Source organism: Oceanisphaera sp. (assembly GCF_048268965.1).
GTDB lineage: Bacteria > Pseudomonadota > Gammaproteobacteria > Enterobacterales > Aeromonadaceae > Oceanimonas.
The window spans coordinates 38,252-49,411 of record NZ_JBLWUK010000012.1 but is presented as its reverse complement, the minus strand read 5'-3'; the positions used below and the strand labels follow the sequence as shown (position 1 = coordinate 49,411).

The window sequence follows — 11,160 nt, the reverse complement described above, 5'->3', positions numbered from 1 at the left end:
TCTCGCTCCAAACGCACCAACGCCAGCCCTGCGGCTGGCGTTGGTGCTCTGCATCGCTCAACGTTAACCCGGCGCGCACGAGTCGCTCTGGTATTGAACGCCTAGCGCCTGTTGCGCCTGTTGCGCCTGTTGCGCCCGAAACTACATGAACCTACAAGGACAATCAAAGATGTCATCAAGCGGCAAACGCACTTTTTTTGAAGGGGTAAAAGATTTGCTGCCGATGGTGCCGGGGGTCTTGCCTTTTGGGCTTATTGCCGGGGCCAATGGCACCAGCCTGGGGTTCAGCCCCGAGATGACCATTGGCATGACATTGCTGTTTTTTGCCGGTTCGGCACAGCTGGCGGCCTATCAGTTGATTCAGGAGCAGGCCTTACCAGCGGTCATTATCTTCACCGCGCTAATGGTGAATATTCGTTTCCTTATCTACAGCGCCACCTTCGCCCCGCTGCTGCATTCACTGAAGACCCGTCACAAATGGCCCCTGGTCTATCTGATAAGCGATCAGGCCTATGGCTTGTGTGCAACGCGCTTTACGCACGACCAGAGTGACAGGGAGAAGCTGTATTATTTCGCCGGTACGGCAGTGGCGCTGGCGGTAAGCTGGGTGGGCTCAGTCATCCTCGGCCTGCTGGTTGGCGAACAGATACCGGCCGCGTGGTCACTGGAGTTCGCCATTCCCCTGGCATTCGTCGCCATGCTGGTATCGAGTATCCGCAACCGGGCCTCGCTGATCACCGCGGTGTTTTCGGCTCTGGTGGCGATCAGCCTGATCCAGCTCCCCTATAATCTGGGCTTTATTGCGGCCATTATCGGCGGGACCACCATAGGTCTGATTGCCAGCTCTTTCATCACCAAAATCAGCCTGAAGGCACAAAGGGACAACAATGGATAACCTGACACTCTGGTTGATATTCATCGCCGTCGGCATTGGTACCTTCGCCATTCGACTGTCGTTCGTTCACCTCCATGGCAGGGGAAGCTTCAATATTGGCAAGCACCAAACCACATTGCAGCTGCTGGCTCCCGCCGTGCTGGCTGCGCTGTCCATCCCTGCCGTCATATTCCAGGATAAAACCACCCTGGACTCGGTGAGCATCGCACAGATAACGGCGGCCCTGGTCACGGCCATACTGGCCTGGGCTTTCAAGGGGGTCTTCTGGCCCTTGTGTCTGGGCATGATCACCTTCTGGATACTGAAGTTTTACAGCTTTTAGGATCTGCCTTGCTCGGCCGACAGCAAGGCCCTCCGCCCTGACATGCGCAAGGAACCAGGTTGCCGCTTCCGAACGCCAGAAACACCAAAGCCAGCCTTTATGGCTGGCTTTTTGTGCTCTGCATCGGGCTTGTGGCCCTAGCTCCCGGCCTTTCACCCTGTTCGAGTGTGGCCTTTGTGGTGCTTGCCGACGGGGTAAATCGGCTTGCAACAGGCTCCGAGGATATCGGTCTGCTTGTCTCCAGAAGATGAAACTATGTTAGCGCTTTCTTTGGGGTGAGTGGTTGCGAATAAAAGGCTAAATTCATCTTCTTAAGCAATAACTCACCCCTTATACTACCAGCAGAGCACAATCATTCCACCAGGTGAAAATATTGAGCAATTTATTACAACTCGACCGAACCGACCGCCGCATCTTGGAGCTGATGCAACGCCATGGTCGCATCAGCAACCTGGAGCTGGCCGAGCGTATTGGCCTGTCACCCTCGCCCTGCTCGCGGCGGGTCAAGGCGTTGGAAGATGCGGGGTTGATTGCCGATCACGTGACCTTGCTGAACGCAAGTAAACTCGGTTTAAGCCTGCAGGCGTATATTCATATCTCCCTCGACCGGCATACGCCCGAGCGATTCGAGTCCTTCGATACCGCCATTCATGGCTTTTCCGAAGTATTGGAGTGTGACCTGGTGACCGGCACCGAGGCCGATTATCAGCTAAAAGTAATAGTGCGTGATATGGAACATTATCAGCAGTTTTTACTTGGCAAACTCACCCGCGTGAAGGGGGTAACCGGCGTGCGATCCAGTTTTGTGCTGCGCCGTATCAAACACGAAACCGCCCTGCCGCTGGATCATCTGGGGTGACGCTATGAGGGGTGAGGGGTAAAAGTGTGGTTTTTTGGAGAGCGACACCATGATGAGCTGTGAACAACACGACTATATCGAGATTGCCTGCCTGTATCGGTATCCGGTGATCCTAACGCTGGCCTCGGGCGACGAGTTAAGCGGCATCGCCCTGGATACCGCTCGTAACGAGCAGCGGCAGGAGTGCATCAAGATACAGAGCGATGACGCGGAGCACCTGATCCCGCTTGCGTCCATTACCCGTATGGCGGCGAACGTCGCCAACCCGCACTTTCGGGTAATCAACTTCGATTGAATCGCCACCAGCCCTATTCCCGAAGGCGGACAAGGGACCCGATCAACCGTTTCGTTGCTATGGTAAGTAATACCGCATAACAGGTGTGGTTCTGGCGCCTACAAAGGCACTGGACCCCCGCCTTCGCGAGGGTGACGATAAAGACAAACCAGCGCCAAAATCCACATCAGTCATAAGAGATTACTTATGTTCATAGTGTGCTCGCCGAACCGCCATCAGGCCAGGAGATAAGATGAAGCTATCCTCGGAAGAATCCTTGTACCTCGCCAGACGAGCACGGCTCATTCATCATTGGCCCTGGATGGGCAAGATACTGCTGGCACTGGTTATAGCGCTCACCGCCTGGCTGTGGACCTCGACACCGCATCTGGTCAACCCCTGGGCGGTGGCGGCAGACCTGCAATCCGGCACCCTGCCCGAGTCCAGCCTGCCGCTGATGGCGGCGCTGCTGCCGATGATGACCCTCACCCTGCTGCTGTTCATTGTTCTGGCTATCGGGCTTGCCTTCTCCGCCTTCGCGAATGAACGACGCCTGATCCGGATTATCAACCGACGCCTTGCCTCCGAGCAGCGCTTCCCCGAGGATCAGCCTGAAGACAAATAACCGGACTCCCTGCTATCCGGCGCTTCCTGCCAGCCCTGTGACTCATCCTCTTTTGGAGCCGCAACCATGCTGATTGCCTTATTGCTGTTGCTCGCCCCCGTGGTGTTTTTTTTATTCAGTCTACCGGTTTCCGGCAGATTACGTCCCAGCCTACGCCTGATATATCGACTGCTCGGCGGTATGCTGGTCTTTATCGGCAGCGCCGCCTCCCTCTATTTTGCAGCTTACAGCGGTGATCAGGGCGGCATTACCGCGTTTTATCTGCAAATTGCCGTTATCATGGCTTACGCCCTGCTCTCTTTATTAGTCATTATCATCCACTTGCTATGGCCATCTGCCTCAAACCGTCATAACGGCTGACAGAGCTTTTAATTATTTATAACGAATCCATAGAGGAAATGGACTCGTCACCATTCTTTAGCTAACATTCGAACGACTCCATGCGACAAAATTAGTCATATCATGAATTTCGCGTACTACATAAATAAGGGATCAATCCTGATCCTGATTTTTGTTTTAGCCGAGCCGCTGACTATCTGACATAAAATGGAGTTTTATTTCAGTAGCCAAGCTATTAACCAGATAATATTCACTTTCGGGATGAAAAAATGAAAAAGAAGTCTATGCTCACGCTCGTTTTGGCTACATCTCTGACCACAGGATGTGCATCAGGATTGAACTCTGTGGAAAAGCGGGAATATCGTACTTTTGAGCACAACAATGTGCTGGTGCAGGACAAAAACCCGGCTACCGGCGCCGCACTTGGCATCCTCCCCGGTGGCGGCTCTTTCTATGCCCGTGAACCAGGCCTCGGCGTCGTGAACCTACTTTTTTGGCCCTTATCCATATTGTGGGATCCTATTAGTGGTTATGAAGGCTCCAAGGAAATCAACTACTCGCTCACTAAACAAAAGTTGCGAAAAGACAAGGAAAAGGAAATCTCAAAGTTAGATGACAAACTGGAAATCGGAGCTATCGACCATAACCAATACATTCTTGCCAAACGTGAAGTAGAGAAAAAATATATATTTGAATAAAAGTAGGGCTACCGCCCTGATTGAACAACTTATTCACTAGATAAGTGGCGCGAGCAAGCTAGGTGAATTCCTTATTGCTCCCGTCATTATTTTTCCTTTCCCTCATTCCCCTGATATCCAGCGGCGGCGAACGGTGCCAGATGCCCTCACCCTCGTTATTTTTCCAATCATCGCTGTGCCACCTGGCCACCTCGCCCGGGTATAACGACCGACCAGGACAAAACCTACTCTGCTGCTCTGCTGCTCTGTCACCCCCGAGACCTTCAAAGGCTTTCTTCTTCTGCAACGCTGAGACACAATGGTTGGCACTTGTTTGGCCATTGAAAGAATGCTTGATGAAAACCAACCTGATCACTCGTGCCGGCTGGCACAAGCTGGACGAAGAACTCAAACAGCTGTGGAAGGTAGAGCGTCCCGCCGTCACCCAGTCGGTGTCGGAAGCCGCCGCTCTTGGCGACCGCAGCGAGAACGCCGAATACATCTACGGCAAGAAACGGCTGCGTGAAATAGACCGCCGGGTGCGCTTTTTGATGAAGCGGCTGGAGGCCCTGAAAATCGTCGACTACGATCCACGCCAGGACGGCAAGGTGTTCTTCGGTGCCTGGGTGGAGCTGGAAAACGAAGACGGCGAGGTGGTGCGCTATCGCATAGTGGGTACCGACGAGCTCGACACCAGAAACAACTACATCACCATCAACTCGCCCGTGGCCCGTGCCCTTATTGGCAAGCAGGTGGACGACGAGATTCAGGTACAAACTCCCTCTGGCCTGAAAGAGTGGTATATCAACAAAATTCAGTACACCCCCTTTGAATAAGCCTCCGCTTTTCCTTTTTCTTTCTGTAATTGACAGGGCGCACTACGCCGCCCTGCCCGGAGCCCGATGATTATGACCCAGATCCATCACACCCTGGCCACCGAGCTGGCCGTCTCGCAACAGCAGGTAGACGCCGCCGTGCGACTGCTGGACGAGGGTGCCACCGTGCCCTTTATTGCCCGCTACCGTAAAGAAGCAACCGGCGGCCTTGATGATACTCAATTGCGTAACCTCGACAGCCGACTGGGGTACTTGCGCGAGCTGGAAGACAGGCGTGGCGTGATCCTCAATTCGATTACCGAACAGGGCAAACTCACAGACGCGCTAAAAAAAGAGCTGCTGGCGGCCGACACCAAAACCCGGCTGGAAGATTTATATCTGCCCTATAAGCCCAAGCGTCGTACCAAGGGACAGATTGCCATAGAAGCCGGCTTGCAACCGCTGGCCGACACCCTGTTTGACAACCCCAACCAGGATCCACAGCAAACCGCAGCCCGCTTTATCAATATTGAGGCCGGTGTCGCCGATGAAAAAGCCGCCCTGGATGGCGCCAAATACATCTTAATGGAGCGCTTTGCCGAGCAGGCAGACTTGCTGGAGGCCGTACGCCAGTATTTGCAACAGCAAGGTCAATTGCAGTCACGTCTGGTCGCCGGACAAGAGCAAACCGGCGCCAAGTTTAAAGACTATTTTGAGCATCAAGAGCCCATCAATCGCGTGCCGTCACACCGTTTATTGGCCATGTTGCGCGGCCGTAACGAAGGCGTGCTCAGCTTGTCGCTGACCGTAGACACCGAGGCCAGCAGCCACCCCTGTGAAGCCATTATTGCGCGCTTTATTGGTTGGCAGCCTCAAGGGCGCGCCGCCGATACCTGGCTGGCCGGTGTAATAAGCTGGACCTGGCGGGTGAAGCTGTCGCTGCAGATGGAAACCGAGCTGCTGGGCCAGGCCCGCGAGCAGGCCGAAGTGGAAGCCATCAAGGTGTTTGCACTGAATATGCAAGACCTGCTGATGGCGGCCCCCGCCGGCGCACGCGTGACCATGGGCCTGGATCCGGGCATTCGTACCGGGGTAAAAGTGGTGGTGGTAGACGGCACCGGCAAGTTGCTGGCTCACGACACTATTTATCCGTTTGAACCCTTCAAGAAGGTGGAGCAGAGCCTGCGGACCCTGGATGAATTGTGTCGCCGCCACCAGGTCAGCCTGGTCAGCATAGGTAACGGGACCGCCTCGCGAGAAACCGAGCGTCTGGTGGAGCAACTGATCAAGCAAAGCCCGGAGCTCAAGCTGCAAAAAGTGGTGGTGAGCGAAGCCGGTGCTTCCGTCTATTCGGCCTCCGAGCTGGCAGCCAACGAATTTCCGGATCTGGATGTTTCTTTGCGCGGCGCCGTGTCCATTGCCCGCCGCCTGCAAGACCCCTTGGCCGAGTTGGTAAAAATCGACCCTAAAAGCATTGGCGTGGGCCAGTATCAGCACGATGTGTCGCAAACGCAACTGGCCCGTAACCTGGATGCGGTGGTGGAAGACTGCGTAAACGCCGTGGGCGTGGATGTGAATATGGCCTCGGCCCCCCTGCTGACCCGAGTGTCTGGTCTGACGCCGACGCTGGCAAAAAACATTGTCGCTTATCGGGATGAGCTAGGGGTGTTTACCGAGCGCAAGCAACTGTTAAAAGTGCCTCGCCTGGGGCCCAAGGCCTATGAGCAATGTGCCGGCTTCTTGCGTATTCGCGACGGCAAAAACCCGCTCGATGCCTCATCGGTACACCCGGAGGCCTATCCGGTGGTGAAGCGAATTCAGGAACGCCTGCAGCAGCCGGTACAATCGCTTATCGGCAACAGCAGCCTGCTGAACAGCCTGAACCCGCAAGACTATACCGACGAAGACTTCGGTCTGCCCACGGTACAGGATATTTTGAAGGAGCTGGACAAGCCGGGCCGGGATCCTCGCCCCGAGTTCAAGGCTGCCCGCTTCATGGAAGGCGTAGAAAAGCCCTCGGATCTGATCCCGGACATGGTGCTGGAAGGCGTAGTCACCAACGTCACCAACTTCGGCGCCTTCGTGGATATCGGCGTGCATCAGGACGGTTTGGTGCATATCTCTGCCCTGACCGACCGTTTCATCAAGGATCCGCGCGAGGTGGTAAAGGCCGGCGACATCGTCAAGGTGAAGGTGATGGAAGTGGACTTGCAGCGCAAACGCATCGCCCTCACCATGCGTCTGGAGCAGAATGCCGCCGACCATGGCAACGGTAACCGTAGCGGTGGCAATAACGGTGGCCAGCGCCGGGAAGAGCGCAAGCCAGCGGGTCACCGCGGTGCCGCCGGTAATGGCAGCCAAGGCCAGAACAACAGCCGCCCTGTCCGCAAAGAACAAACCGCCCCGCAAGGCGCCATGGGCGCGGCCCTGGCCGCCGCCTTGCAGAAGAAAAAGTAAGATCTGCGTGACAGACAGGCCGGAGTACTCCGGCCTGTCTGCATAAAGAATAAGGTTAGGCCGGTGTTAAGTAACCGAAACGGCAGGCGCATCTTTCGGCCCTGGCGCGGAGGGTCGGCGAAGCAGGCCCCGCTAGGGTCTCGTATACGAGCTCTGTCGAATAAAACCTCAACGTTATAGCTGATTGCCCATTCCCCTCAGCCTCACTTCATGCCTAAACTGAGCCCAGTAGGCACAAGATGAGGTGCACGGTCATGAAAGAGCATAACGATGGCAAAAGTCTGTCCGGGGGAACCCCGCCAGAGGCGTCTTCCGGGGTGGAGCGCCAGCCATGGATGCCAATTGGAGCTGCAGAGCGGGTGATGTCCATGAATAAAAGCCAACTTTCACTTCAGACAATGCTTGCTGTTTTTTTGCTTTTATTGAGCAGGCCGATTGATGCGAAAACGTACAACTCCAATTGGGTGTCATTTAATAGCTGGCCCGCCTGGACTGCTTATGGCAAGACACAAGTAGAAAAAGATTTTGGTAATTACAAAGTCCTGCAAGGTGGCAATCGATTAAGCATAGACAAGCAGAAGAGATTGAGATTTTATTTACCTAAAGGCTCTCTCGGCAGCTCACAGGGCGGAGGGATAATAAAGTCATCCATTGTCAAAAAAAATAATTACAGTTTCTCTTTTGATATTAGATTTGATTCAAGATTCCCATGGAGCAAGGGTGGGAAAATTCCAGGATTGAGTGGTGGTAAGGGCTATACTGCTGGCAACCCCGCATGGAATGGTGACGGCTTTAGCATACGCATCATGTGGAGAGAGGGAGGACGGTTAATTCCTTATGTATACCATATGGATCAGCCAGGTAAATACGGAGATACTTTTGGATCGACAATAGGCTACATAAATAGCAAGAAAAAATTCAACATCAAATATTGGGTAAAGCTGAATAACGGAAATAAAAAAGATGGTATTTTAAAGATTTTTATCGACAACATTCTTAGATTTGAAAAAAGAAACATTAGATTTAAAAATGACGATAGTAAAATCGATACGGCTCATATCTCTGTATTCCCGGGTGGCGGAACTGACGATTGGAAAATGACCGGAGATGGCTATATAAGAATAGACAATATCAAGTGGCAATAATTAGCTGTCTCGCAGGGTGGTAGAGACAATCAGCTGATGCTGCTGAGTGTTGTGCTGGTGTCGCTGGTTAGCGCGGTGCGGCTGCGTACCCCCGAATCTGCCCCATTACCGGAGTCGGGCCAGTAAAAACGACTGCGGAACTCCTCTCCGTTACGCTCATCGTCTACTGCCCATTGTTATAGCCAACCGGGCTTCCCGGCTGTGGCCAAGGCCTGTAGCAAAAACAGACAGGTAAATGGTTAATTTGTTGTCATATGAGTATAGTTGTGCTTAATTGAACTAGTCATGATAGCCAGTATACCAACGAAATGAACTGCTCAAGCGCACCCACGGATGGGGCCAGCCCTACGGTATTCATGCAGGAGTTTTTAGATGCAGACAAGGATTGTCTCGCCATACACCACCCGGAAGGAAACGGACATAACGCCTTCACAGCGCCGTGTCGCAGGCAGCTCCCCCTTCCTTCATAAACCGAAGTCTTCGCTCTTCGTCAGGAGGCCAGGACAATGTCAGCCGTCTTAACCTCACGCTTGTTCGAATGGCGCGCCGATCGCAAAGGCCTGGCAGTCATTGCTATCTCGCTGCTGATCATCGGCTGTATTACGGCCATCATCTCCCACCACCTGAGTCAGCAGAAAGAATCATGGCTGCATAGCCAGGGGCAGAGTCTGGTCAAGATCATCAGCGCCATGCCGGTCGAACAGCTTGTTTCGAACATGGGCAATAATTCGCTGATGAACACCATGCACAATGCGCTGCTGGACAAACATTTTGCCTATCTCTCTCTGGTCAGCCCCGATGGCATCCCCCTCACCCAACACACCGCCGTCGGAGTCCGGATTCCTGCTCTGAACATTCCCCGCGAACCGGCATTCTGGTTCGGCGAACAAGAAATAGCAGCGGCCGATGGCTCCCCGAGCATACTGGAATTTCATGCCCCCCTGCTGCAGGATGGACAGCTGCGGGCCTTTGTCCGAGTGGGCTTCTTCGCGCCCGGCTGGAGCGGCCTCACGGCCCAACTGCCCTTTCTCGCCACCCTGGCCTTCCTCGTTTTCAATCTGGGCTGTGCCATCTACTTCATGACTCGGCTGGATCGGGGTCGGCTGAACACACTGAATGACCAGCTGGGGCAGCTGCTCAACGGCAACCAAATTGGCACTCTCCAGCTCGAAGCCGACGGTGAACTACTCGAGTTTATCCAGCGCTTCAATGGCGTCATGGCACAGGTTAACGAGCAGCAGCAACATCAGGCAGTGAGCAACCACGAACTGTTGCTGAACAGCAAGTTGGTGACATTCAAAAACTCCCGGCTGAACTCCATTCTACAGACCTTGCCCGATGCCGTTTTTGTGCTCGACGACACTGGCCGACTGTGTTTTTCGAACAGCAAGCTGCGCTATTACCTGGACCTTCAGACACCGCTCAACGAAGGGGCGACCATGGCCGAGTGGTGTCCCTATTCCGATCTCATCCGATTCAGCAATCAGAGCAACAATACGGCGCTCGGTGCCAAAAAAACCAATGAAATAACCCTGACCATAGCGGGCAACACCGAACGTTCAATTCGTTTCCATCGCTACCCCCTGTTCTCGCCCAGCCGCCCGGACAAGACCTTCGGCACCCTGATCGTCGGTCGGGATATCACCGAGCAGCAGCTGGCCGTCGCCCATCGCGGCGAGTTTATCGCCCAGGTCGCACACGAACTGAAAACACCGCTCAATGTCCTTTCCATGTACAGCGAGGCGTTACTGGGCGAAGACGGGCACTCGGCAGACTTTCGCATCGAAGCCTGCAATATCATTCACGACGAAACCGAACGGCTCTCGAATCTGATCAACAACCTGCTCAACCTGAGCAAGCTGGAAAGCGGCACCATCAAGCCGGAGCGTCATCACGTCCGGCTCCATGACTTGCTAAAAGACGTCCTGAGCACGATTTCCGCCGGCACTCGCAACAAGGATATCCATTTCAAGTTCGATGTGCCCAACGAGATGCCGCCCGTTTACCTGGACAAGGATCTGCTTCGTATCGCCGTCACCAACCTGCTGACCAACGCCATCAAGTACAACCGCAAGAACGGCACCGTCAGCCTGCGCGGGCAGGAGACCGACAGCAGCATCATCATCATGGTCGAGGACACCGGCATTGGTATTTCCGAAGCCGACTGCTCCCGAGTATTCGAACGGCATTTCCGTTCCGCCAACGAGCAAGTGAGCCAGCGCCCGGGGCATGGTCTCGGCCTGTCGCTCACCCGGGAAATCGTCGGCTTGCTGCATGGCAGTATCAGCGTGCAGAGCGATCTGGGCCAGGGATCCTGTTTTCGCATCCAGTTTGATAAAACCGTCGGCCTGTTACAAAAGGTACCAACATGACTCTAAGCATATTACTGGTAGACGACGAACCCCATATTCTCAGGATCATGCGCCTGCAACTGGAGCGACAGGGTTACCAGGTCAGCACCTGCAGCAATGGCGAAGAGGCCTTCGCCCATCTGCAGGCAAGCCCGCCCGATGTGTTGATCACCGATATCCAGATGCCCAGAATGTCGGGAGAGCAATTATGCAAGAAAATTCAGGTGGAAATACCCAACCGAAGCTTTCTTATTGTGCTGCTGACCTCACGTACCGAGATCGAGCACCGCATCTGGTCACAGGACTTCCACAACCTCTGGTTTTACGAAAAGCCCCTCAGCATGCGTCAGCTGACATCTGAGCTGGGTAGCTATTTCGAAGCCCGCCGTTCGGAGGCCTGA

General features: G+C 54.3%; 12 protein-coding genes. All 12 read left to right on the top strand.

The features are described from left to right. Nucleotides 1-169 precede the first annotated feature (169 nt). The 12 genes from ACN0VL_RS07620 (at nt 170) to ACN0VL_RS07565 (ending at nt 11,160) form a co-directional block, all read left to right on the top strand. Nucleotides 170-895, top strand: a complete 726-nt coding sequence (locus ACN0VL_RS07620; protein WP_417616089.1) for an AzlC family ABC transporter permease — start codon at nt 170-172, stop codon at nt 893-895. Then, nucleotides 888-1,217: an AzlD domain-containing protein gene (locus tag ACN0VL_RS07615; protein WP_417616087.1), complete on the top strand. Its 330-nt coding sequence runs from the start codon at nt 888-890 to the stop codon at nt 1,215-1,217. Before ACN0VL_RS07620 ends, ACN0VL_RS07615 begins: the two co-directional genes overlap by 8 nt. Nucleotides 1,218-1,590: 373 nt before the next feature. Next, nucleotides 1,591-2,076, top strand: a complete 486-nt coding sequence (locus ACN0VL_RS07610) for an Lrp/AsnC family transcriptional regulator (protein WP_417616085.1) — start codon at nt 1,591-1,593, stop codon at nt 2,074-2,076. 49 nt (nt 2,077-2,125) lie between these two features. After that, the gene (locus tag ACN0VL_RS07605; RefSeq protein ID WP_417616083.1) at nt 2,126-2,371 is read left to right on the top strand and encodes a Rho-binding antiterminator; all 246 of its coding nucleotides are present in this window, start codon (nt 2,126-2,128) and stop codon (nt 2,369-2,371) included. A gap of 232 nt (nt 2,372-2,603) precedes the next feature. Continuing rightward, a complete protein-coding gene (locus ACN0VL_RS07600; RefSeq protein ID WP_417616081.1) occupies nt 2,604-2,975 on the top strand; it encodes a hypothetical protein in 372 nt (123 codons plus the stop codon). A gap of 66 nt (nt 2,976-3,041) precedes the next feature. Further along, entirely contained in the window at nt 3,042-3,335 is a 294-nt protein-coding gene (locus tag ACN0VL_RS07595; protein ID WP_417616079.1) for a hypothetical protein, read from the top strand. A gap of 248 nt (nt 3,336-3,583) precedes the next feature. Continuing rightward, on the top strand, nt 3,584-4,012 hold the full coding sequence (locus tag ACN0VL_RS07590) for a hypothetical protein (RefSeq protein ID WP_417616077.1): 429 nt from the start codon (nt 3,584-3,586) through the stop codon (nt 4,010-4,012). A gap of 335 nt (nt 4,013-4,347) precedes the next feature. After that, nucleotides 4,348-4,827: a transcription elongation factor GreB gene (gene greB, locus ACN0VL_RS07585; protein WP_417616075.1), complete on the top strand. Its 480-nt coding sequence runs from the start codon at nt 4,348-4,350 to the stop codon at nt 4,825-4,827. A gap of 72 nt (nt 4,828-4,899) precedes the next feature. Beyond that, nucleotides 4,900-7,263 (top strand): Tex family protein, encoded by a 2,364-nt coding sequence (locus tag ACN0VL_RS07580; protein ID WP_417616073.1) that lies wholly within the window; start codon nt 4,900-4,902, stop codon nt 7,261-7,263. A 254-nt stretch (nt 7,264-7,517) separates the two neighbouring features. After that, nucleotides 7,518-8,408 carry a polysaccharide lyase gene (locus ACN0VL_RS07575; protein ID WP_417616071.1) on the top strand — a complete coding sequence of 297 codons (891 nt, stop codon included), beginning with the start codon at nt 7,518-7,520 and terminating at the stop codon, nt 8,406-8,408. Nucleotides 8,409-8,914: 506 nt separating this feature from the next. Further along, nucleotides 8,915-10,780, top strand: a complete 1,866-nt coding sequence (locus ACN0VL_RS07570; protein ID WP_417616069.1) for an ATP-binding protein — start codon at nt 8,915-8,917, stop codon at nt 10,778-10,780. After that, nucleotides 10,777-11,160 carry a response regulator gene (locus ACN0VL_RS07565; RefSeq protein ID WP_417616067.1) on the top strand — a complete coding sequence of 128 codons (384 nt, stop codon included), beginning with the start codon at nt 10,777-10,779 and terminating at the stop codon, nt 11,158-11,160. The genes ACN0VL_RS07570 and ACN0VL_RS07565 overlap by 4 nt, the downstream gene beginning before the upstream one ends.

Coding starts and splice junctions, on each gene's coding strand:
- ACN0VL_RS07590 (WP_417616077.1), top strand. CDS start 3,584: ATGAAAAAGAAGTCTATGCTCACGCTCGTTTTGGCTACATCTCTGACC.
- ACN0VL_RS07615 (WP_417616087.1), top strand. CDS start 888: ATGGATAACCTGACACTCTGGTTGATATTCATCGCCGTCGGCATTGGT.
- ACN0VL_RS07595 (WP_417616079.1), top strand. CDS start 3,042: ATGCTGATTGCCTTATTGCTGTTGCTCGCCCCCGTGGTGTTTTTTTTA.
- ACN0VL_RS07580 (WP_417616073.1), top strand. CDS start 4,900: ATGACCCAGATCCATCACACCCTGGCCACCGAGCTGGCCGTCTCGCAA.
- ACN0VL_RS07565 (WP_417616067.1), top strand. CDS start 10,777: ATGACTCTAAGCATATTACTGGTAGACGACGAACCCCATATTCTCAGG.
- greB (WP_417616075.1), top strand. CDS start 4,348: ATGAAAACCAACCTGATCACTCGTGCCGGCTGGCACAAGCTGGACGAA.
- ACN0VL_RS07600 (WP_417616081.1), top strand. CDS start 2,604: ATGAAGCTATCCTCGGAAGAATCCTTGTACCTCGCCAGACGAGCACGG.
- ACN0VL_RS07570 (WP_417616069.1), top strand. CDS start 8,915: ATGTCAGCCGTCTTAACCTCACGCTTGTTCGAATGGCGCGCCGATCGC.
- ACN0VL_RS07575 (WP_417616071.1), top strand. CDS start 7,518: ATGAAAGAGCATAACGATGGCAAAAGTCTGTCCGGGGGAACCCCGCCA.
- ACN0VL_RS07620 (WP_417616089.1), top strand. CDS start 170: ATGTCATCAAGCGGCAAACGCACTTTTTTTGAAGGGGTAAAAGATTTG.
- ACN0VL_RS07605 (WP_417616083.1), top strand. CDS start 2,126: ATGATGAGCTGTGAACAACACGACTATATCGAGATTGCCTGCCTGTAT.